19 protein-coding genes are annotated in these 23,261 nt (G+C 50.2%); 11 read left to right on the top strand and 8 right to left on the bottom strand.

Annotation, left to right across the window (positions count from 1 at the left end; genetic code table 11):
* The first annotated feature begins 5 nt into the window (after nt 1-5).
* Entirely contained in the window at nt 6-887 is an 882-nt protein-coding gene (locus PsAD37_RS12180) for an NAD(P)-dependent oxidoreductase (protein ID WP_063296377.1), read from the top strand.
* A 64-nt stretch (nt 888-951) separates the two neighbouring features.
* Here the strand turns inward: PsAD37_RS12180 and PsAD37_RS12175 are convergent, their stop codons facing one another.
* The 3 genes from PsAD37_RS12175 to PsAD37_RS12165 all read right to left on the bottom strand — a co-directional run bounded on the left by PsAD37_RS12175 (nt 952) and on the right by PsAD37_RS12165 (nt 2,936).
* Nucleotides 952-1,443 (bottom strand): Lrp/AsnC family transcriptional regulator, encoded by a 492-nt coding sequence (locus PsAD37_RS12175; RefSeq protein ID WP_063296376.1) that lies wholly within the window; start codon nt 1,441-1,443, stop codon nt 952-954.
* Nucleotides 1,444-1,677: 234 nt separating this feature from the next.
* Complete coding sequence (locus tag PsAD37_RS12170) at nt 1,678-2,262, bottom strand: uracil-DNA glycosylase family protein (protein WP_084407745.1); 585 nt, start codon at nt 2,260-2,262, stop codon at nt 1,678-1,680.
* 29 nt (nt 2,263-2,291) lie between these two features.
* Nucleotides 2,292-2,936: a glutathione S-transferase gene (locus PsAD37_RS12165; protein ID WP_084407743.1), complete on the bottom strand. Its 645-nt coding sequence runs from the start codon at nt 2,934-2,936 to the stop codon at nt 2,292-2,294.
* Between the two features lie 204 nt (nt 2,937-3,140).
* Between PsAD37_RS12165 and PsAD37_RS12160 the strand changes: the two genes are divergently transcribed.
* The 4 genes from PsAD37_RS12160 to PsAD37_RS28735 all read left to right on the top strand — a co-directional run bounded on the left by PsAD37_RS12160 (nt 3,141) and on the right by PsAD37_RS28735 (nt 5,532).
* Nucleotides 3,141-4,691 (top strand): HAMP domain-containing sensor histidine kinase, encoded by a 1,551-nt coding sequence (locus PsAD37_RS12160; RefSeq protein WP_208991845.1) that lies wholly within the window; start codon nt 3,141-3,143, stop codon nt 4,689-4,691.
* Between the two features lie 47 nt (nt 4,692-4,738).
* Nucleotides 4,739-4,867, top strand: coding sequence for a hypothetical protein (locus tag PsAD37_RS29410; RefSeq protein ID WP_275078317.1), 129 nt, complete (start codon nt 4,739-4,741; stop codon nt 4,865-4,867).
* Nucleotides 4,864-5,088, top strand: a complete 225-nt coding sequence (locus PsAD37_RS12155) for a hypothetical protein (protein WP_063296373.1) — start codon at nt 4,864-4,866, stop codon at nt 5,086-5,088. Before PsAD37_RS29410 ends, PsAD37_RS12155 begins: the two co-directional genes overlap by 4 nt.
* Nucleotides 5,089-5,175: 87 nt before the next feature.
* Complete coding sequence (locus PsAD37_RS28735) at nt 5,176-5,532, top strand: GFA family protein (RefSeq protein ID WP_208860398.1); 357 nt, start codon at nt 5,176-5,178, stop codon at nt 5,530-5,532.
* Nucleotides 5,533-5,697: 165 nt separating this feature from the next.
* On the opposite strand, the gene cobT is transcribed toward PsAD37_RS28735, so the two are convergent.
* On the bottom strand, nt 5,698-6,726 hold the full coding sequence (gene cobT, locus PsAD37_RS12145) for a nicotinate-nucleotide--dimethylbenzimidazole phosphoribosyltransferase (RefSeq protein WP_063296372.1): 1,029 nt from the start codon (nt 6,724-6,726) through the stop codon (nt 5,698-5,700).
* Nucleotides 6,727-7,118: 392 nt separating this feature from the next.
* Here cobT and PsAD37_RS12140 point away from each other — a divergent pair, with 392 nt between their 5' ends.
* The 4 genes from PsAD37_RS12140 (at nt 7,119) to PsAD37_RS12130 (ending at nt 10,210) form a co-directional block, all read left to right on the top strand.
* Entirely contained in the window at nt 7,119-7,937 is an 819-nt protein-coding gene (locus PsAD37_RS12140; protein ID WP_063296371.1) for an adenosylcobinamide-GDP ribazoletransferase, read from the top strand.
* Between the two features lie 155 nt (nt 7,938-8,092).
* Nucleotides 8,093-9,265: an alpha/beta hydrolase gene (locus PsAD37_RS12135; RefSeq protein WP_063296370.1), complete on the top strand. Its 1,173-nt coding sequence runs from the start codon at nt 8,093-8,095 to the stop codon at nt 9,263-9,265.
* Between the two features lie 40 nt (nt 9,266-9,305).
* On the top strand, nt 9,306-9,527 hold the full coding sequence (locus tag PsAD37_RS27515) for a DUF1289 domain-containing protein (protein WP_206600011.1): 222 nt from the start codon (nt 9,306-9,308) through the stop codon (nt 9,525-9,527).
* Complete coding sequence (locus PsAD37_RS12130) at nt 9,512-10,210, top strand: TIGR02281 family clan AA aspartic protease (RefSeq protein WP_063296369.1); 699 nt, start codon at nt 9,512-9,514, stop codon at nt 10,208-10,210. The genes PsAD37_RS27515 and PsAD37_RS12130 overlap by 16 nt, the downstream gene beginning before the upstream one ends.
* Before the next feature lie 78 nt (nt 10,211-10,288).
* Here PsAD37_RS12130 and PsAD37_RS12125 read toward each other — a convergent pair whose 3' ends face one another.
* Nucleotides 10,289-11,110: a sulfite exporter TauE/SafE family protein gene (locus PsAD37_RS12125; RefSeq protein ID WP_063288305.1), complete on the bottom strand. Its 822-nt coding sequence runs from the start codon at nt 11,108-11,110 to the stop codon at nt 10,289-10,291.
* 82 nt (nt 11,111-11,192) lie between these two features.
* A complete protein-coding gene (gene dusA / locus PsAD37_RS12120) occupies nt 11,193-12,239 on the bottom strand; it encodes a tRNA dihydrouridine(20/20a) synthase DusA (RefSeq protein WP_063296368.1) in 1,047 nt (348 codons plus the stop codon).
* 107 nt (nt 12,240-12,346) lie between these two features.
* Here dusA and PsAD37_RS12115 point away from each other — a divergent pair, with 107 nt between their 5' ends.
* Entirely contained in the window at nt 12,347-13,474 is a 1,128-nt protein-coding gene (locus PsAD37_RS12115) for a site-specific integrase (RefSeq protein WP_063296367.1), read from the top strand.
* 60 nt (nt 13,475-13,534) lie between these two features.
* Nucleotides 13,535-14,050: a hypothetical protein gene (locus PsAD37_RS12110; RefSeq protein WP_063296366.1), complete on the top strand. Its 516-nt coding sequence runs from the start codon at nt 13,535-13,537 to the stop codon at nt 14,048-14,050.
* Between the two features lie 380 nt (nt 14,051-14,430).
* On the opposite strand, the gene PsAD37_RS12105 is transcribed toward PsAD37_RS12110, so the two are convergent.
* Together PsAD37_RS12105 and PsAD37_RS12100 are read right to left on the bottom strand one after the other, a co-directional pair.
* Nucleotides 14,431-21,291 (bottom strand): cadherin-like domain-containing protein, encoded by a 6,861-nt coding sequence (locus PsAD37_RS12105; protein ID WP_244272521.1) that lies wholly within the window; start codon nt 21,289-21,291, stop codon nt 14,431-14,433.
* A gap of 606 nt (nt 21,292-21,897) precedes the next feature.
* Entirely contained in the window at nt 21,898-22,683 is a 786-nt protein-coding gene (locus PsAD37_RS12100; protein WP_063296364.1) for a hypothetical protein, read from the bottom strand.
* Between the last annotated feature and the right edge of the window lie 578 nt (nt 22,684-23,261).

The following is a 23,261-nucleotide window of genomic DNA, read 5'->3' as shown; positions in this document are numbered from 1 at the left end:
GTCCGATGGCAAAGGTCGCGTTTATTGGTTTGGGTGTTATGGGATACCCAATGGCGGGTTTTCTGGCCTCACGTGGTGGGCATGACGTTACCGTTTACAACCGGACAACAGCCAAAGCAGAGGCATGGGCCAAAGAATACGATGGCTCCTTCGCTCTGACCCCTCAGGAGGCCGTTGAGGGCTGTGACGTTGTTTTTGCTTGTGTTGGCAACGACAACGATCTGCGCTCTGTCACGACTGGCGAGAACGGTGCATTTCACGGCATGAAGGCTGGCGCAATCTTCGTGGACCATACGACAGCTTCTGCTCAGGTGGCTCGCGAGCTGGATGAGGCAGCGCGTGCGGGGGGATTTTCCTTCCTTGACGCGCCCGTCTCAGGTGGGCAGGCAGGTGCTGAGAATGGCGTTCTGACCGTTATGATTGGCGGTGAGGAAGACGTCTTCAATCGCGCAAAACCGTTAATCGATTGCTTTGCAAAGTTTGCCGGTTTGATGGGTCCTGTTGGCGCTGGTCAGCAGACCAAGATGGTCAATCAGATTTGCATTGCTGGTCTGGTGCAGGGTCTGTCTGAGGCAATTCATTTTGCGCAGAAGTCCGGCCTTGATGTTGAGAAAGCTATTTCAGCAGTGCGCGGCGGGGCTGCACAGTCCTGGCAGATGGAGAACCGCTGGGAGACCATGCGTGACGGTGAGTTCGAGCATGGCTTTGCGGTGGACTGGATGCGCAAGGACCTGAAGATCTGTCTTGAGGCAGCTGACGAGGTTGGCGCACGCCTGCCGGTGACAGCACTGGTCGATCAGTTCTACTCAGAGGTTCAAGGCATGGGCGGTAATCGCTGGGATACCTCCAGCCTGATTGCCCGGCTGAACAACGCCAACAAGAAGTAAGAAAACACAAAGCCCCGATCAGATGACCGGGGCTTTTTTAGTTCTCAGCTTTGCCGAACAAGTCCTATGACATGTTCGCTTTTGGCTTTTCAGCGATGATGTAGGAGAGCGGCAGTTCGGTGGTGTACTTGATCTGCTCCATCGCGAAAGACGTGGACACGTCTGCGATATTTACCCTTGCAATCAGCCGCTTATAGAAATCGTCGTAGGCATCAATGTCTGGCACGGCAACGCGCAGCAGGTAGTCTACCTGTCCGGCCATGCGGTAGAACTCCACCACTTCCGGGAACTCTCGGATGACATCTGCAAATTTGCGGAGCCAGTCGTCGGTGTGTTCGTTGGTGGTGATGGCGACGAAGGCGGTGACTTTGGCGTTGACCTTCTTTGGGTCAAGCACTGCAACGCGGCGGGTGATGACCCCGTCCTCTTCCATCTTCTGGATACGACGCCAGCATGGGGTGGTTGACAGGCCGACGCGGCGACCAATCTCAGCTACGGGAATGGTGCTGTCTTCTTGTAGAATGGACAGAATGCGACGGTCGATCCTATCGATCATATTATACCCCTATCTCCCACCGGAATTATTGTTTGGCGCAAAATCATTGCAGGAAGCATAAGGTCATGTGAAATGTTATTCCAGCTTCAAACAGCAAGATTTATGCAGGAATATAGGTTTTCGTTCTACACACCATTAATTTCATGAAATTTATTTTCATCAAGATGGATTTCAGCAGGAGCCAAAGAAAACCAATCCCATATTCATAGGCACATAAAAAAAGAATCTCTCAAATCAGCTCAAAAGACGTCTTACTTCTTCTTTCAGGAGCGGAAGCAGCTCATTTTCGAACCAGGGGTATTTTTTTATGTGGGCGTTGTTGCGCCAGGAAGGATGGGGGAGCGGGAGAACGCGAGGGCCGAGGCCTTGGGCATGGCGCTCGACTGTCCTGTCCCAGATTGATCGAAAATCAGCAATTGTTTCCCAGAGGCGTTTTTTGGTCAGCTCGGGCATGTGGTAAGCCTGTGCGTAGCCACCTATTGCCAGCAGTGTTTCAATTTGCGGCATATTGCTGAATATTTCTTGATGCCAGGTCTTCTTGCATTCCGGCCTCGGCGGCTTGTCGCCCCCTTTTGAGTCCAATCCCGGAAAACACAGGCCCATGGGGATAATTGCAAGTTTGGCGGGGTCGTAGAAGACCTCTTCACCTATGCCCATCCAGTCGCGCAGGCGATCTCCTGATGGGTCTGTAAACGGTTTGCCAGAGGCGTGGACACGCGTTCCCGGTGCCTGACCGCATATGGCGATGCGTGCCGTTGAGGACAGTACAACAACGGGCCTTGGCTCGTGAGGCAATGGCTGGCGGATGGGCTGCTCCACACAGACCCTGCACGCAGCAATGCGCTCTCTTAGGCGCTGGAGGTCTCTTTCATCACCTGAAGGGCTGCCTGCACGCCCGGACGCTCTGTCATTTTTGCATACCATCTACGCAGATTACCAAGTTCCTCAGGGACTTGCAGCTTAATTACGCGAGCAAAGTTGATTGCTGCGAATAATGTGATGTCAGCTATTGAATACCGGTCACCGGCAACAAACTGATTGTCTGCCAGTTGCCTATCAAAAATGACCAGTGTCTCCAGAACTTTAGGCCTGTTCGCCTCTCCCCATTCCTTGATCTGCGGCTGCTCCAGCGGAGCCATAGCCGGATTGGTGTGGCGGAATACCTGGGAAATCTGATTTAACAGCCTCAGATCGGCGCGCCGGTTCCACATCTCAATCAGCGCTCTTTCCTTGGCCGTTTGGCCCAGCAAAGGCTTGAGTGGGTTCATTTCTTCTATGTAGCGACAGATGGCACAGCTTTCAGATATCGCGGTTCCATCCTCCAGCACGAGCACAGGCAATCGCTGAAACGGATTGATCGCTTTAAACTCATCTGCCTTCAATTCGCCATGCATGAAATCTACGTAGGCAGTGTTAACCTTAACGCCCTTCTCAGCAAGGAACAGGGTGACGCGAAAAGGGTTAGGCGCTTGCCTATGGCTATAAAGTTTCAACGGTGCCTCCCAACAACCACGAGCTGTTGCCCCTACAATCTAAAAGAGAATTTGTCCCAAAATGGGGCAAAAACCTAGCATTTTTTAGACCTTGTAAACTCAACATTAACCTTATGAATCAGAGCAATCTTAAGAGATCATGTTCATTCTGGTCAAAAGAGCAAGTATCCCGTCAATCTATTGGCACACAGAGGCCGAGAATACATGAACAACGGATCGTCGCAGAATAGTAAGGACAAAACAACTATTAATCGTGCCCGAGCAAATCGCCGGCGTGAGGTTGCACGTACCGTAACGGATGCTCGCGAACGTCTTGGCACCGTTGAGGGCGTGAGACCCAGTTTTGAAGCTGATCTTATTTTGATGTTCGTGAAGAACAGATTGTCGGTGGCCTACGCCATGCCGATGATCGCCATTGTGGCTGCGACCATCTCAAGTGTATGGCTTCCTGTGGAAGTAGCCGGAGGCTGGCTTGCAGCCATGCTGATCGCTCACTCCCTTATTCTTCTTTCTACAAAACGAATGGAAAAAAGCTTAGCTCAGGAAGGTGATCTGCGCTCAATTCGCAGAGAGCTATTCGCTGGTGATATGCTCTATGGCATTGTTTGGGCTATCTTTTTTATCGGCAACCTGCAGTTCAACACGGATTACGGGTTTGGTGTTTTCCAGTTTGCAACCATGTTGATCGTCATCGCCATGGCGACCATGTTGTCTTCCCCTCTCCCCGGCGCTTTGCTGGCTGCCACGGCCCCGATTACAGGCGCACTGATCTTTAGTTTCTGGCAGTATGACAGCATGCCTCATTATGCGATGGGGATGATGGCGATTGGGGCGCAGTTGTTCTTTTATATCCTCAGCAAACAGTTGCATAACTCTGCTTTGACCTTGCTGGAATACCGCGCTGAGAAGGACCATCTGATCTCCGAGATGGAACAGGTGAATGCAATTTCTCAGGAAGCACGACGCCGTGCTGAGGAAGCGAACCTTGCCAAGACACGTTTTCTTGCGACAATGAGTCACGAATTACGCACACCTCTGAATGCGATTCTCGGGTTCTCTGAGGTGATGAAGGACGAAGTTCTTGGCCAGATGCATAATAAAACCTATCTGGATTACTCCAAGGATATCAATCAGTCTGGTCAGCATCTGCTCAATCTGATCAATGAGATTCTCGACCTGTCGCGCATTGAGGCAGGCCGTTATGAGTTACAGGAAGAGCCTATTTGTCTGCGGGATGTGGCAGCGGCCTGCAAGCACATGATGCATTTGCGGGCAGCAGCTAAAAACATCGAGATTCATGAGATCTACGAGAGTGGTCTGAGCAAAGTCTGGGCCGATGAAAAAGCCCTGCGCCAAATGGTTTTGAACCTTTTGACCAACGCCGTGAAATTTACGCCTCCTGAGGGGGAAATCTCAATTCATGTGGGCATCGACAATGCAGGTGGTCAGTACATCAGTGTGAGCGATACAGGTACTGGTATTCCTGAGGAAGAGATCCCTGTCGTGTTGCAGGCTTTTGGTCAGGGCACACAGGCCATTCAGGATGCAGAGCAAGGCACCGGCCTTGGCCTTTCCATTGTGCAAGCATTAGCGCATATGCATGAGGGCGAGTTCAAGCTTACCTCCAAACTGCGTGAAGGAACGCAGGCGACAATCTCGCTGCCAGCCAAGCGCGTACTGAGTCATATCGACCCGATCCCGACACCAGACCCGAGTACACGCAAGGATAGAGAGCCCTTGCTTCGTGCAGGTTAAGGGTATATGTTCCTAATTTGTTCTAGGTGCGTATATTGGGGGGATGTATGGTTCATGCCATTGCGGTGCAGTTAAATTTGAATTTCGTGAAAAACCAGAATGGCTGGCAGGCGCAAGGTGTTTTGCCTGTCGTCGTTACGGCACTGTTTGGGCGCACGGATCGCCCAGGAATGTGAGCATTGAAAAAGCTCCTGATGCGACATTCACCTATATTTGGGGTGATAAGATGATCGCGTTCCACACCTGTAAAACCTGCGGAAACACCACTCACTGGTCCGATCTGGACGAGGATTATGACCGTATGGCAGTCAACACACGCCTTGTGCCGATTGAGGATGTGAAAGACATCCCCATCCGTTATTTTGACGGTGCTGATACGGGGCAGTTTCTGGATTAAACCCATTCCCTTTTCATCGTGATCCTGCACTCTGCTTTGCTTTGGGTTTGCGGATCGGCACTTCTATTCATTTACGGGGAGAAACACATGTTACGTGGCTCATGCCATTGTGGTGCAGTTAAGTTTGAATTTCGTGAAAAACCAGAGTGGCTGACGGAGTGTAATTGCTCTGCCTGTCGTCGCTACGGCACCATCTGGGCGCATGGTTCGCCCAAGAACGTGAGTATTGAGAAAGAGCCGGACGCGACCTTTACGTATTTGTGGGGTGACAAGGGCCTTGAGTTCCATACCTGCAAAACTTGCGGGAACACCACGCACTGGGCGCCGGTTGATCCTGACGGGGATAAAATGGCGGTGAACACACGGCTGGTGCCTGCTGAGGATGTGAAAGACATCCGTGTGCGCCACTTTGATGGCGCGGATACCTGGCGCTTTGTCGATTAACGCAGCTCATCAAACCCACGTTTGCGTTCAAATGTGCGTTGGTTTGAAAGGAAAGCGTTTTTCCTGCGTTATTTGCTGAAATTGAAAAAGGCCGCCTCAACTCGTCTGAGTGAGGCGGCCTTTTTTCAATTTATTCCCCTCCTCGGCGGAGGGGCTATTCTCAAATTAGTCCTGAGCTGCAACGCCTGCATCAGCGAAGGTCGCCATGCCGGAATGAGTTGCTGCTGCTGCTTTGATGATGCCTGCTGCGATGGCTGCACCGGAGCCTTCACCCAAACGCATGCCCAGATCCAGAAGAGGCTTGCCGCCCATCTCGGTCAGAGCGCGGCGGTGTGCAGGCTCAGCGGAGGCATGAGAGAACACACAGTGCTCCAATGCGGTTTTATCCATCTTATAAAGGATGGCAGCCGCGGCGGAGGTGACGAAGCCATCAACAACGACAGGAACCTGCTGCATGCGCGCTGCAAGAATAACACCCGCCATTGCTGCGATTTCGCGGCCACCGATCCGGCGCAGAACTTCCAGGGGCTCAACTTTGCCCGGTCCGCCGATCCGCTGCACAGCTTGCTCAACAACAGCAATCTTGTTTTTAAGCGCATCACCCTGAACACCAGTGCCCGGGCCAACCCACTCTTCTGCAGTGCCGCCGAACAGCGCGTAGAAGATGGCAGCTGCTACAGTGGTGTTTGCGATGCCCATTTCGCCAAGGCAGAGCAGATCAGTCCCGCCGGAGATAGCTTCCATGCCGAAGGCCATGGTTGCGGCGCACTCGGATTCTTCGAAGGCGTCTTCCTCGGAGATGTCCGGGGTTGGCATTTCGAGCGCCAGTTCAAACACTTTGAGGCCGAGATCATAAGCAATGCAAAGCTGGTTCACGGCTGCACCGCCCGCTGCAAAATTGGAGACCATCTGTGCGGTCACTTCTTTCGGGAAAGCAGAAACGCCTTTGTCAGCAACGCCATGGTTTGCGGCAAACACAGCAACCAGTGGGCGGGTGACTTTTGGCATTGGCATACCCTGCCAGGCTGCCAGCCATTCCACCAGCTCTTCCAGACGACCCAAAGACCCCAGAGGCTTCGTCAACTGCGCATCGCGTTTCTTCACCGCCTCAATTGCTTCAAGGCTTGGACCGGGCATTGCGCCCACCAGGTTTCTGATATCATCAAATGGCAGTGCAGACGTTGCAAGAGACATACGCTTCTCCGAACTTAAAGCAGTTCTCCTTCAGCTTGGAGCGGTTGAACTGCTTTAGCTTTTGTTTCCGCGTATCTTTGATCCGAAAACCGGTTTCCACTTTTCGGCGATACGCATTAGTTGACCCGCAAAATGAATTTTTGCGCTTTGTTGATTGCGCAGATCTATAAGCCACCGGAAGCAGAATACAAATGAGACTTATCAACTATTTGTGGTTTCCACGGCTTTGCAAACTACAAATAGTTGATTTAGAGCTTGCGCATTCATGCGCCATGCTCTGAAATCTTTGTGTTTGAGCGAATTCTTATCATTTGATTGAAATAATCAAATGGAACGCGCTTTAACTGAATTCAGAAGCTCTTGATGCCTGTTTCATTTCTGTGAGAACCATCATGTCCGACGACAAACATTCAGAAGATTCTCTTCCCACGCCTTCCTCCATTTTTGCCGAGGTGGCTGAACTGGTGCGCTTCTTCTCCCGCATTCCCCTGCCGAAACTTGGGAACTGGGATGACCTGAACACGGCACCGGATTTTCGTATGCGCGCACGCAGCATTCCGCTGGCAGGTGTCATCATTTCCCTGCCAAGCATGCTGGTATTGCTCGTACTCTCCCAGAGTGCTCTGTCGCCTGCCATTATTGCGCTGCTTGCGGTTGCTGTGGTGGCGACTGTTCAGGGCTGCCTGCATGAAGACGGCCTTTCTGATGTGGTTGATGGGTTCTTTGGAGGTCATACGGCTGAGCGGCGGCTTGAGATCATGAAAGACAGCCGTATTGGGGCTTTTGGCACCGTGGCACTTGTGCTTTCCCTGAGCCTGCGCTGGTTGCTGCTTTCCATGTTGCTGGAGAGGTTTGGCGGCATGGGCGCGGCGCTTGGTTATCTGGCCGCGGAAACGACTGGCCGGGTTGGCATGATCTGGATCTGGAACACTATGCCACCTGCTTATCATGGTGGGCTGTCCACCCGCTTCGGCATTCCCCAAAACACTGCGGTCTCCTGGGCTGCGGGCTTTGCCTTACCGCTGCTGATCATAAGCTTGTTCTACCTCAGCTTCTGGCAGGTGGCGTTTGGGGCAGCATTCAGCTTTGTGGTGGTCGGTGCCTTGGCAAAACTGTCTCTGGCAAAAATCAAGGGCATCACTGGTGATGTTTTGGGGGCTGCGCAACAAGTTGGTTCACTCGGCTTCCTGCTGGGCGTCCTTGCTCTTTAGAGCCTGCTTTGTGTCCTTGCCTGAAAACCGAGGCAACGCTTTTAAGAAACCATCATTGTGCAATCTTTTGCTAGCATTTTAGCTTTATTCTACGCGCATTGACTGCCTAGAACGCGAGTGACCCACTGATTGAACCGTACGGGCCCGGAGAAACCATGACGCCTTCTTTTGCTTGCGCACTGTCTGCATTAAAACGAGTTGCCACCTTTGCGCTGGCTGCTGCCGTCCTTGCTGGTTGTGCCTCGCGGCCCGGACCGGATGCCTTGCGTGTTACATTAGAGGAAGCGCCGGGGACCAGAGAAGTCAGCATGCTCATCGCCACCACCCGCGCGCGCTCTGACGTCCCTCATGAGTTTTACTCTTCCCAGCGAGCTGAAGGTGTGGACTTCGGGTCGGCGACCATCTCCATTCCGCCAACCCATAAACCAGGCCGGATTGCATGGCCGCCTTCCCCTCCAGGCGACCCGAACACTGATTTTGTGGTGCGTCAAGTCTCTTACATTGATGGGAATGCCGCGTTTCAGAAAGAGATAAACCGCGAACTTGCAATGCGCTCCGGAAATGAGCGCGAGGCTGTGCTGTTTATTCATGGGTACAACACCCGCTTTTCTGAGGGCGTTTTCAGGCTGGCGCAAATGGCAGCTGATGCAAAAGAAAGGCGCTTGCCCATTTTATTCACCTGGGCCTCTGCGGGTTATCTCACAGACTATATTTATGACACCAACAGTGTTGCCATCGCGCGAGATGGGCTGGAGAAGGCCCTCATTGATCTGACCAACTCCAAGGCGCAGCGTATCACCATTGTGGCGCACTCTCTTGGAAACCTGCTGCTTCTGGAGACCCTGAGGCAAATGGAGCTTCAGGGCAAAGGGCTTTTGAAGAATAAAAAAGTCACCGTTGTCATGGCATCTCCTGACATCGATATTGATGTTTTCGAAACAATGATTACCTCTCTTGGGTACAGAGCAAACCCTGTTTTCGTTCTGGTCTCGCGTGATGACCGGGCACTGCGCTTCTCTCGCAGGCTTGCGGGTGGTAAAGCGCGTGTTGGTGATGTGGAAGACGATGAAAGGCTGACCAAACTTGGCATTGTTGTTATTGATCTGACAGAGGTTGAGTCACAAGATTCGATCAACCATGACAAGTATGCGCAGCTTGCTCAGTTTGGCCCTCAACTTGTGAAAGCGCTTGAACAGGGCAAACAGAACAGAAACAAACAAGGTATTGGCGGGCGCCTTGGCAATGCCGGACGCAGCTTTACCGAGTTCCTTGGCCACACAGCCAAGATTGTGGTGAGCACACCCGGATCAGTTTCAACGCGCCCTTAAGACGCGCGTTGGAGCCCCAACGATTTTGTAGGACTTTATTTTGTCAGTCACTTTAGAACCACCCGCCAGCCCTTGTTTAAAACTGTGTAAGCTGGATGAAGACCGGACAATGTGCGTGAGCTGTTGGCGTCTTTTGAGTGAAATCGCCGGATGGAATTCCCTCTCCGCACAAGCTCAACATGATGTGCTGGCAAAGCTACCTGCCCGGAAAGCCAGATTTCTCACAGTAACACAGGAGGATGTGCAATGCGCTGGACGATAGGCCTTGTCATCCTTATTGGTGCAATGGTGATTGGCGTTGCGACTGGTTACCTTGGAACACCTGAGTTTTTGGGCGATAAGTTTCAGGAGGACGGGCCGCGCCTCGTTGCCCTGCTCGCCATGGGGATTGTGATTGGGATGGGCGTGCTCATCCGCCGCCCGAAATTTCGCGAAGTTTTTGGCGCAGTCGCCTTCTGGGGTGGTTTGGCTCTGCTGCTGATTATCGGCTACTCGTACCGCTATGAGTTGATGACCGTTCGTGACCGTGTGATGTCCGAGCTGTTCCCCGGCTCCATCTCGCAAACAGCAAGCGGCGAACTGGTGATTTCTCGCGGCATCAACCATCAGTTCTTCATTGATGCGCAGGTGGATGGCACCTCTGTCGATATGCTGGTGGATACAGGCGCGTCCCATATCACCCTTTCTTATGGCGATGCCCGCCGGGTTGGCATTGATACGCAAAACCTATCCTTCACAACGCCGGTTTCTACTGCCAACGGCATGGGCTTTGTGGCCCGTGTGCGCTTGCAGGATATGCAGATCGGAAACTGGGACCTAAACGACGTGCCTGCCTTTGTGGCGCAGGAGGAGATGCTCTCAACCAGCTTGTTGGGCATGAGCGCCCTGAACACGTTTGCCAGTTGGCGCGTGGAAGGCAACCAGCTGATCCTGAAAGCCCGTTAAACAATCATCTGATATCAGATAAAAGAAAGCCGCCGACATCGCTGTCAGCGGCTTTTCTTGTTTCTACAAGGGGCTGGCTTATAGCAGGCTGAAAGTAAACCGGGCGCAAGCGATGAGCAGGAAGACACCGAACGCGACTTCCAGCTTTCGCTTTGGCAGATTGTGCGCGAAGTGCGCGCCCAATGGGGCCACATAGATTGTGATTGGAATGATCAGCGCCACGGCCAGCAGGTTGATGTAGCCAACAGAGAACGGCGGCAGATTGGGAGCCCCCCACCCTGCGGCAACCATGCCGAAGACAGCCGGAATGGAAATCAGCACTCCAACACCGGAGGATGTTGCAACAGCCTGATGGATTGGGCGGCCAAACAAGGTCATGAAGGTGTTGTTCATAACGCCGCCGCCGATGCCCATGAGCGTTGAGAAGAAGCCGATCAGCACGCCAATGAGCGCACGCACCGGATTGCCCGGAATATCGTTGCCCAACTTCCAGCTTTCACGGTTGAACAGCATGCGCATGGCGACCACGAACGCGATCACAGCAAAGATGCCCTTGAGCGTATCCCCTGAAACGAGCGCGGCAACATAAGATGCCAGCAGCACGCCAATAGGCACCGGAATGATCCAGCTTTTCAGCAAGGACAGATCCACAGCACCCTTCTTTTTATGCGCGAAAAACGACCGTAGAGACGTTGGTACGATCACTCCCAGAGAGGATGCCACCGAGATGTGAACAACGACGTCAGGATCAACGCCCACTTCTGTTAAAATGGTCACGAGAACCGGCACAAGGATTGCGCCGCCTCCGATACCAAACAATCCTGCCAGAAAACCTGCTAGTGCGCCGGAGGCAACCAATGCCGCTCCGAAACCCAGCATAGACGCTGTAATCATGTCCATGCTGCCCCCTCCTCAATTCCAAACGAATTTTTATACGCGCACTCTTGTCCGAAAACCGGTAACCACTTTTCGGGAGTGCGCTCTAAATCAGCGCGGCCTCTTTTTGCTCACGTGCTTCACGCATTACACTTTGATGGTGTGATACGGCGGTCAGTGCATCTTCCAGCACCTCAATGCCAGCGCCTGTCTTGTTTGCATCCACTGTCATGATACGGCGGAAATGACGGGCACCGGGAACGCCTTGGTATGTTCCTAAAATATGGCGGGTGATTGACGCCAGCTTTGTGCCAGCGGTCAGTTCATCCTCAATGTAACTGCGGTAAAGGTCCATCGCCTCAACAGGAGAGATTGCGGCAGTGTCTTTTCCGTAGACCACGCGGTCCACTTCAGCCAGCAGCATTGGGTTTTGATAGGCTGCACGGCCCATCATCACGCCATCCAGCTTTTCCAGATGCGCTGAGGTCTCTTCCAATGTGGCGACACCGCCATTGACGCCGATAAACACATCCGGCAAGCGCTGCTTCAAGCGGTAGACAAGGTCATAATCCAGCGGCGGCACATCGCGGTTTTCCTTCGGGCTCAGACCTTTCAGCCAAGCCTTGCGGGCATGCACCCACAGTGCGTCTGTGCCAGCTGCGATGACTTTATCTGCCAGCGCATTCAGCGCTTCTTCCGGCTCCTGATCATCCACCCCAATACGGCATTTGGTGGTGACTGGAATGGACACCACATCCTTCATGGCGGCAATGCCTTCCGCCACCAGCTCTGGCTCCAGCATCAAACAGGCACCAAACTTGCCGGACTGTACCCGGTCAGACGGGCAGCCCACGTTGAGGTTGACCTCATCATAGCCCCAGTCTTCCACCATCTTAGCGCACTCGGCCAGCGCTTTGGGATCAGAGCCCCCCAACTGGCAAGCAACCGGCTGCTCATCTTTAGAAAAACGGAGGTGACGGTCCCTGTCGCCATGGATCAAGGCGCCAGTGGTAACCATCTCGGTATAAAGCAGCGAGTTCTTTGAAAGAACACGATGAAACGCACGACAATGCCTGTCCGTCCAATCAAGCATCGGCGCGACCGCGAAGACAGACTGATTGATATCATAGAGTTTTTTTGTTTTCTCAATCATTTAGCATTCCTAGAACTCTATCGAATTCGTACCGTTTCTGTCTGTTATTGACTATCGCGTCCCTTCTGGTACGAATAATTCGTACTCGAAAAGGACGGTTCGTACCGATGGGCACTATAGTCTCAAAACCACGCAAAGATGGCAGTATCTCACATTGCGCGCAGATACTCATCAAGCGAAAAGGCAAAATTGTCCATCGAGAAAGCAAGGTCTTCTCCCGCAAGAGGGCAGCCCAAGCATGGCTCAACAAACGAGAGACCGAATTATCGCTTCCAGGTGGGCTAGAACAAGCCCAAAAACCCTCGAAGACTTTAGGGGAGGTAATAAAGCGATATATCGAAGATCACAACAAAAACATTGGCCGCACAAAGTCTCAGGTTCTGGAGACTATTCGAGAGCAACATACGATCGCAGACCTGGACTGCACTGAGATCCGGTCCGAGCACATCGTTGAGTTTGCAAAACAGCTTTCTCAAAACGTCCAGCCGCAAACAGTCGGCAATTATCTCTCCCATCTTTCAGCGGTGTTTTCCATTGCACGTGTTGCATGGGGCTTCCCTCTCGACAAGCAAGTCATGGAAGACGCTCACATTGTGTGCAAGCGCCTTGGCATCACGTCAAAGTCCAAACAGCGGGAGCGCCGACCGTCACTGGAGGAGCTGGACAAGCTGCTAAAGCACTTTTGCCTTAGCCAAACAAAATATCCCGGCAGCACTCCTATGCAGCAGATTATCCCGTTTGCTCTTTTTTCTACGCGTCGCCTTGATGAGATTTGCCGATTGACGTGGGCTGACTTCGACAAAGATCACAAACGCATCTGGGTGCGAGACATGAAGCACCCCGGCGAGAAGATCGGAAACGATGTTCTGGTTGACCTGCCAGACCGAGCAATCTCTTTCCTTGAAAATCAAGATGAAGTTGACGAGAAGATTTTCCCTTATAACCCGAGAACTATTTCAACGACTTTCACGAGAGCCTGCAAGGTTCTTGGCATTGAGGATCTGCACTTTCACGATCTGAGGCACGAGGGCATTTCGGTCTTGTTTGAAAGCGGCCTAACCATCCCTCACGTCGCAGCTGTTTCTGGCCATAGGAGTTGGACTTCATTGAAGCGCTACGCCCATATTCAAAGCAGTGCAGATAAATATGAGGATTGGGACTGGTTGAATAAGCTGCTGGTGACCACGGACAATTCTACAGAAAGCTCCTCACAATACAGCACCGCCGAAAGCTAGGTTTGACACTTCATTATCTCATATCCATAATGAGAACAAATAATGAACATGAGCTAAGTGATGCAGTGGTTACCCGGCTTTTACTGGAAAGAGAAGGAAGGCAAGAGAAACACTTTTGTCGGCGCGTCCATGCAGTCCTATGAAGTGGCAATTTTGCTTTGGGAAGAGCTTGCAATGCCCCCTGCCCTTATGTGGCAATGGCAAATTTTGCATGAGGCTCTCGTGAGAGCATCCGGAGGGGAAGCAACCAAGGCACTTGGGACGATAGCCGCTCAGGTTGCCTACTCGCATTATGTTGGCGCTCTTATTGCACATGCGCCTGAGAGAGAAGAAATGAAGAAATTGAAGTACGTTTGGGGGCCAGCTGAAGGGGCAAGGATTGGTGACGGGAAAGGCATTGGCCGTGTACCAGACGACCCAGACATACTCATGCGTGTTGACAGATACACAGAAGAGGGAGGACGGGTTTATTGGTACTTCATTGTGACCAGAGGCCGAGAGTTAATTGAAGACGGGCAGCGCAATAGTAAAGAAGAAGCTGTTCTGGCAGCCGAAGAGGTCTGCACTACGAGCTAACTGTACACCTATATCGAGTTCTACAATTATATCTTCCATCACAGTTTCCACCAGATAGCTTGATGGGTTCAAAAACCAATTGCGACCCGGGAAGTGAAGACTTACTCCAACTGCTGCAGATAGTTGGATAGAAGGGAGTACTCCCCATAGGCGCTAACTTAAGAGATAAGATACTATTATCATTAATGTCTTTTATTTCAAGACAAGGCTTATATCGCCTCAAGCTTGAAACCCTATCCCAAACAAAGCGGTGAGGCAAATATTGCGACCTTAGGTTATAGCTCGCAAACGATAAGCATTCAGGCTTCCCCTCTCCGATCCAGATGCAGCGCTCATCAAGGATGGAAAGGGGAGGTTTAGATTTTATCAGATCGGTTTAGCTAAGCGAAGGCAAAGTCATCTTGTATTACTTCACCTCTCGTAACTGCTGTTCGGGTAATGTCGCTAAGAAGTTCGGTGTTAATTACTGCACTGTCTATCGCCACTGGAGTAAGCTCTATGTTGTTTATCAAATCATCAACGCCTATGCCCAATGGAAGTAAATCGTCGACCAAGGTCGGTTTCAGACTCAGATCTAATGTAATTTCTTGCCCAACATCTACATTACCAAATGTAAATTCGGCATGAGAAGGAGACACGACCACGGCACTTTCTGGCATTATTGGATGCAATGTTAGGTCGTCATTAAGATCCACACCAGGTTCACTAACTGATTTGAACTCGTCGTCAGTAATGGGGCTCAGCCGTAAATCTGAAGTAAAATCACGGCCAATGCGCACATCCACAAAGTCAAAGTCGACAGGAGAAATAGGTACGACCACAGCGCTTTCTGGCATTATTGGATGTAATGTTAGATCGTCTATAAGATCCGCATCACGTTCACTAATTGGCTTGAACTCATCGTCAGTGACAGACTCAAATGTTGAATCTGAAGGAATAACGAGGTCGACGTCAACCTCTACTGCTACAACATCGAATGGGTCGCGTTCCATTACTGTTGTATTATTTGTAACATCTTCTGGTGTCCAGGTTGTGCCATCTGCAAAGGAGATAGAAATATCAGCGTGCCAAGAGAAAGTTATAGTCTCATCCGTCGCGATGATTTTGATGACCACATCACTGAAGCTGTCTTCTCGTGAGATAGATATGTCTTCAGCAGATAAGTCTGTTAGAATGAGCTTGCTTTCCCCAAATGAGTCACTGATCACATCGTTGCCATCGTCTTTACGATAGTAATAGGTGTCCGCTCCAAAAGAACCATCTAGCTCGTCATCGCCCTTGTCGCCAAAAATCTCATCGTCTTCAAACCCGCCGCGGATATTGTCGTCTCCTGTGGTGCCGATGTATCCATCAAGTGTCGCGGGGTCAAAATCAACTTGCTCAGCAACCGTAATCATAGAGGACCCAGATACATTGCCACCATGGCCATCTGACACTGTATACGTTATTGATGCCTCGCCTATATAATCTTTCTCAGGCGTGAACACGATGTTTCCTTCAGCAGTCAGGACTGCTGTTCCATGTTGTGCAGAATCCACAGACAGGACAATAAGGTCGTCACCATCAACATCTCTAAATCCGTCAGTTATCGCGCTGACTTCGATGATGCTCTCCTGGTTTTTCGATGCCGAAAATGACTGCTCAATGGTTGCAACCGGTGCGTCATTGATTGGTGCCACAGTTAAGTCAAAGGCCGCTGATGTTGTTTCAAGTCCATCATCGGCAATCACTACGAGTGATATACGTCCATTGAAGTCTTGCGGAGGGGTGCCAGATAGTGCTTGCGCGCTAGCATCAAAAGACAACCAACTAGGCAACGCCCCACCATCTGACAGTGTTGCTGAGTAAGCCAGTGTGTCATCATCAGCGTCAACAAATGTCTCAACGGGCAGCGTAAATGTCCAAACCTCATCTTCATCAGTGTTTTGATCCAAGATTGGTTGGAACAGAGTCGGAGCGCTATTGGCAGCCTCTATCTGTAACTGCAAGGGTAATGATGTTGAGATTGAGCCGTCAGATGCTGTCACTTTTATGTCTAGAGAAGACACACTGTCTGTTGGCGGTATGCCGCTAAATGCTTGAGTTTGGGTGTCAAACTCAAGCCAATCCGGTAGCGGTGATCCATCAGCAAGAGCAGCTGTGATGACTAAGTCATCACCGTCTGCATCTTTAAAACTGTTTGCCGGAAGAACATATTGCCAGGTTGAGCCTTCCAACGCGGTTTGAGTAGGTGGGATCAGGATTACTTCTGGAGCATCATTTACCGAAGTTATATCCAGAAGTGCTTTCGCTGGAACTTCAAATTCTCCATCTGAAACAACAAAACTGATCTCAACATTTTCACCGTGGAAGTTGGCCGAAGGTGTAAATAGCCAAGATCCATTTCCTTGATCCATCATTGTTCCGAAGCCCGGATCAACAGCAACAGAAGATATAGCTAGTGCGTCACCATTGATGTCAACTGTTTGTGAGAGTAATTCTGTCTGGGTAATAAGCCGTGAGTTGTCCTCAGCAAGACTGCCAAGATTTACTGTTCCGACTTCTGGCTTAAAGTTGATGAGATCTGTAACTTGATATTTGATGCCATTGAACTGAAGTACCTCTACATCGACAAGAGTATCACTCGTACCGTCACGCGTATCTGTAATCAGAACTTTATTGTTCAGTATCGATATAGCGTAGTTGTCTTTCCCATCCGCGTAAATGGCAAGGTCATTGCCAGCCCCACCATCCAGGTGGTCGCTTCCAGAGCTGCTGAAGAGTTTATCGTCGCCCTCTCCACCATAAAGGGTATCGCCCGCAGACTGATCGGCAAAGATGAAGTTGTTACTGGTCAAATCAGCCGCATCGACACCTGCAAGCAAAATCATGCCGCCATCTGGTGCCGCAATACCAGCCCATGTGATGTTATTAAGCGTAATTCTGTTTGTTATGATCAGATCTTCAAATGATGAAACGGACGTAAGAGAACTCAGATCAACAAGATCATTGTTGACATCAAAACCGGCGTAGTGGTTGCTGCCCAGAGCCACGAGCTGCCCACCCGAAGATGTGATCCCAACACTGGTGCTCGATACATAAAATTCTTGAGCATCCTCAATAGAGATGATGTCGACATCGCCAGTAAGCTGGCGTACTTGCTTGTCGCCCTGCAGGTAAACGCGGTTGCCAGCAACCTCTTCTGTGGTCTCTTCGAAATGAGCATAAAGCTCATCATTGCCTCTGCCACCACTAAGGGTGTTGGCTGCAGCATTCCCATAGAGCTTATCATTGCCATCCCCTGAGAAAGCATTCTCAATAACAGTCCCACTGCTAAAGGTGATGCTTTTGCCTGAAATGGAAGTCTGGTGAGTGCCACTTAAGTCAATCACCACATCACCTGACACAGCACTTGTGTTGATGATATCAAGACCTTCAGTGTCTGTAATGATAGTGCGATCTCTTGTGCCGATTTCTGCAAACTCATTGGTATAGACATAAGTGCTGTTATCAGCAGCTTGATCACCGTAAAGACGAAGTTCCCAGTTCTGCAGCGTTCCAGTCTTTCCGCTCTGAGTATCCTTGACGATCAGCGTCCAGTCGCCGGCACTTTGTCCTGCCCAATGATTTGTGCTTGTTGTCAGCCAGGTCTGATTGAAATTACCATATCCACGATCTGAGCTACCTGCCTCCAAGGAAACACCAGGCCGGTTGATCAAAATGCTTTCAGTCCCGTCCGGGCCAACAAGAATGATCTCAAGATCTCCGAGTTGCTGGTGCTGCAGGTCCAGAAGAACTTCAATATTTTGAAGTGCGATGTCCTCACCAACAGAAATCGTACTGCGGAGAGCTCTTCCATTATCCGGAATTGCCAGATCCTTCGCATCGCTTTCAGCGGCAACTGTAATTTCGTTCGCTGAAACACTGCGCTCTTGCCAGGTCTCAGCAAGCCGAACAGCTGCATGTGCATCCACCAAGCCAAAGCCATAGTCATGGCTGTAGTGCATACCGCCGCCGTTCCAGGTTGAGGCACCATTGGTAGACCACTCGGTAGAGGGATCGTCGACTTGCTTGGCAGAAAGAGCAAGAATTTCCTGAACATCACGCCAGCCTAACAACGGATTTGCTTCTAGCATCAAAGCGACCACGCCTGAGACGATTGGCGCTGCAAAGGATGTGCCTTGAGTTGCCTCATAATCGTCGCCAAAGGTTGAGCCGTTATCATTTTCAACGAGGCGAGATGTCGAAGTCACATTAGAGCCCGGAGCTGAGACGAGAATGGACGCACCGGGATTGGAAAACGGATCTTGTGCGATTTGAAGATTTCCAAGATCTCCTTCAGCGTTAATCGCGCCCACAGTGATGGAGTAACGGCTGTTTGTAAGGTCATGGGCGTTGGTGTCATGCCCTTCCTGTCGGTCATTACCACCAGAGACCACAACAATTGTTCCCAGTTCAATACGTCCTGAGCCTGTCGCCTGTTCAAGCAGCGTTGTGCTTACAGAGTTGCCATTTTGGTCGACGACTGCGTTCGCAAAAAGATCTTCTGTCCCCCAACTGTTGTTGGCAATATCGTATCGTTGCCAGTTGAACAGTGGGTTGAGATCGCTCTCCCGAATACCTTCGCTTGTAAGCGTTGCATCATAAGCAACGCCAACGGATCCAATGTCATTGCGTGCAGCGCCAATAACACCGGCCACCAATGTAGCATGCTGTGTCGGTTCAATGTTTGGATTTTGCGTGCGCAACGCTTCATCATCAATATTGGGCAGCAAGTCCGGATGACTGTAGTCAACCTGTCCATAGTCTTCAGCGTTCCATGGGCCCGGTTCAAAAATTCCAACCCTGACACCTTGGCCTGTGTAGTCCTCCCAGACCGGCAGAACATTGATTTCAGGTAAGTACCATTGTTCCAGGAACTGCGGATCTTGCGGGTGACCTTCTAAAACAAGAGTGACTTTAGCGGTCATCTCAGTAGATTGATTGGTTCCAGTGACGCCGACCTGCAGGCCGCGATTGCCATGTTCGTCTCTGATTTTATACGAGAAAGTAGGAATGCCAGCAAAGCCTTCAGCGACGACAAAGACCACCTCGTTTCCTGAGATAGAAACAGTGCCTCCAACAGCAGCAAAAACTTCCTGAATCTGGAGATCATCTTCCTGGTAATCCAGATCGTTGCTCAACAGATTTGAAACAGGAATGCGGTAGGTATGACCATCAGCTTGCGGTGCCAGACGAACAGTGTCCTTGACAGGCATAGGGTTGCCGCCATCAAGCTGTACTTCGTTAATGTCAGCGAAGTTGAGTGCTTCAATGTTAGCTAAACTATCAACGCCGTCTGCGCCATTGGCGCGTCGATCAGCAACGGTGTAGCTGCCATCTGCATTTTTGGTCACAAGATAGTCTGCGTATGAGCCGGAATATTCGGCAACATCATAGCCATCGCCACCGTCTAAACGGTCATTGCCAGTTCCTCCATCCAGAAGATCTTCACCGCCTTCACCATATAAAATATCTTGGCCCAAACCTCCTAGGAGGATATCATTGCCATCACCTCCGTTCAGCATGTCGCTCCCGCGATGACCACGGAGCAGATCATCCCCGTGAAAGCCGTAGAGTATATCTGTTCCTTCTTCGCCGTTGAGGACATCGTCTGCAGACCCTCCCAGCAGCATGTCATCACCAGCACCACCATTGATGATGGCTTGATCTGAAGAACCCGCTGCCAGTACATCGTCATGAGCAGTTCCGATTGCCATTTCCACTTGGCTTTGCTGCATGTGGAACGTGACACCTTTATTTCCAACGAACTGGACGACATCGAAACCTGAACCGCCATGAATGCCATCCTGACCGTCCAACAGGTCTTCTGCATCTGCGACAATATAGTCGTTGCCGGCCCCGCCATTCAGGCGGTCTTTGCCTCGTCCACCCACAAGCCAGTTGTCGTTTTCATCGCCGATGACATCATCGTCTCCATCCGACCCAATCCCACTGGTGACACCTTTAAGAGCTAGATTGATGGTCTCACCCTTCTCATCTCCGGCAGTGTAAACGCTACTGCCACCTTCAATAGTGACAGTTGTTCCAGAGCCTTGGGCTTCTTGTGTCAAGCCGTTGGGGTCAGAAATGAAGTTCACTGAGGCGATGGTACGTTCACGGTCTCCAATTTTATAGGTTGACCGGCTGCGCACCTCGTTGCCCCCCGTAAAGGAACCATCAGAGGAGTTGTGCAGGGAAATAGCGGTTATTCCAGCCTCATCCAAAGTTTTCAGCTCATCCGCTTCTGAGCGACCATTCTGGTTTTCATCCTGCCAGATTTTTAGCGAGCCGAAGTTTGCATCTGAGGCATCGACCCGCCCATCATTGTTGCTATCAAAAACAGAAAGAGCATCAAACCCATCATCATAGACAGCACCTGTACCGGCAGCAGCACCATAATACTCTGATAAAGTTTCTGTAATGTCGTTGATCTGACCATCGCCATTGCGGTCATCCACCAGCATCGCGTCGTCAGCACCTACCCAGCCTGTGCGCTCTAAGGCGCCGTCATTGTCCATATCAAAATAGATCTGTTGGTCAGAGAACGGCGTAAGCTCTATCCCATCCTCATCAAGATCAAGCACGAGCGGGTCAATCTCAGCAAGGCCAGTTGACCAACCTGTTAGATAGGATGTTGCAAAGTTGACATCATTGATGTCCAGAAGGCCATAATTGCTTTGGTCAAGGGGATCCCAGAGTTTGGCAACCTCAGCACTTGCTGTGGTTTGTATAATGTTACTACGACCGGGTTGATAACCGTCAGAAATCGCTGCATTTATTCCCACCCAAAATCCAGGCGTATTGGTAGTCACAGAATCGACTCTCCAGTTGCCTCCTGTAATCAGCAATCCTTCCCGGATACTATCAAAGTTGGCCCCAAAGTTATCTAGCGGTTCCTGACTGTTTCCATGAGTGAACGACGTTAAGATGTCAAACCCATATTGAGCGGTATCAAAGCCTGTTCCTGAGAACTCATCTGTGGTGTCAGAGGAGAACCAACCATCAGCGCTAAGATAGTCAGAAAATGGGTTTTCGAATAGGTTAACGACGAGGGCAACTGCTCGAGCATCAGTTAACCCAACAGCAACCCGGCCAAAGGTGGCGGTATTAGCAAATAGAACGCCACCCTCTTCTTCTAAGTTGCCCTGATGAAAACGCTCGCCTTTGTAATCAAAAACACCGGTTGCTATTTGCAACTGGTCCCCATCAGGACCAACCATCACGCCCGTACTCCCCGGACTCCAGTTCCCTGGAGGTACAGGGAAAGTAAGTTTGGCTCCTTGATCGATAGCTTCAGAAAATGTCAGAATTTGATCATTCAGTAGATAATGGCGTTCGGTATTCTGTCCCAGGGCTTCAAAAAAAGTGCTGATATCATTTAAGAAATTACCTTCAATGGATCCTGGGACTGTCATATTTGTGACGTCAATCAGCTCGTGTCCCGGATAAGCTTCTGTGGGATACCTCAATTCCTCCGTAAAAATCCGGATCTCTTCAGCGAGAATTTGTTGATCTGAGGGTAATACTATTTGCCCAGATGCATCGATATTTTTGGTTATGATTTCAAGCACACCTGTAGCAATGGTTCGGGAAATTTTATCCCGTTCCGCTTCGAACAGGTCGTGCCCAACCACGTCGCTGACATGTTCGTGGGAGAAATTGCCAAAGATACCCTGACCTGTTGGGCCTGGTATATATAAGCCAGCGATGATTGACCCATTTTGATAAAGAGTGTGATAAAATTGAGTGAAATTACCTGCATCTACTGAAGTTTGTAACTCGTCTATTGTTTGCTGACTCAAGGTATTAGTCATATTAAATTTCACTTATTTGCAGGTATGAATGAGTAAACGTTGCAACGCTTCTTCCACCAGAACATGTGCTTGCTCAAAATTAGCTAGCAAGTCTTCGCTGGTTACGGGCGTGTCGGTGCTAATGGACATGATGGGATCGGCCTCGTCTTGAGGAGAGGATGGATAGCGGTATTTTGGGCAGACAATAACGTCGTAGTAAGTAACGCAGCCATATCCGGCCAAGGTCAGACAGCGAATAAAACGCGCAGGATCCCATTTACCGCCGTAAGGACCCGTTAATCCTCCTGCCTCAAATGTGTCAGCACCCCAAAGAAAGTACGTTCTTTTGCCGTTTTCTTTGTAGAGCTTATCGCCATCTCGGATATGTACAGAAAAAACACTATTATTATAGCGGCTTAGTTCGATATCGAGTGTGTTTGGTTCGCCACGTCGCCAATTGGGTTGCCTGAAACTGAAGAGTCTTAAAGCGGAACCATTGGTTAAAACACCGCGATACCCCGTGTAAGGGTGTATGCGGAAAATCCAGCCTGGATGGTAATCATCGCAGAACTGAATGGACTTGGTGGACGAGACACCATCTAATTTCTGTTCAAGCCCATCCAAACAACTCAAATCTGGTGAAGCGGCTTCTGCGGAAGCAGAGAATGGCAAGAGAATATACCCAGCGCACACCATGAAAATGACAGTTCGCAGAAACGCTAAGAACTTCTTGTAGGCTTCTAAACACGCAGATAGAGGTGTCTCTTTTTGTGATCGGAAGTAGCTAAAGAAAATCAGGCTTAAAGTGTCTCTCATCATTCGTTTTCCATCTCACACAAATATGAAAAGTGATGTGACGAAAGTTTCATCGGAAAATTGGATGTCATCAGTCTTTGAAAACGGATCTTCTTTGCCATTTTGCTCACTGTTATTTTAAGATTTGAACGCATTAAAATCAAACTTCACTCATCGTCAAGGTGATTGAAAAAAAAGACGATCTTAATCATTTAATTATGTTCAGCGTATTGGGGGCGTATAGCGCGATCGCTTTCGTATCGGGTAAATCTGTACTGACACACTCGCGAGAAATGATTAATTAATTTCTTTAATACTTTGGTTGAAGAGCTGAATTTTATTCGAGATCGGTGTCGACTTGAACATGGAAGTAATCTTGGAAGCCATGCGATCCTACCTAGTGTCAAATAACTTTTATCTTATCCAATCTTATATGGCAGAGTTTCGAACGCAGCCAAACATCTGTGGTATAATGATCGGAGCATTTGAGTATATGTAGACCGCTGGAATCATTATGTGATTCATAAGGGGAATGAAAACTGAAGTTCCTACGTTAGCTCAATGGCCAGACATTCTTTCATCGTTGTCATCTAGTCTTGATA

This window comes from Pseudovibrio sp. Ad37, from assembly GCF_001623075.1.
Lineage (GTDB): Bacteria > Pseudomonadota > Alphaproteobacteria > Rhizobiales > Stappiaceae > Pseudovibrio.
Note: the sequence above shows the minus strand (reverse complement) of the source record. Positions and strands in the feature narration are given on the sequence as shown.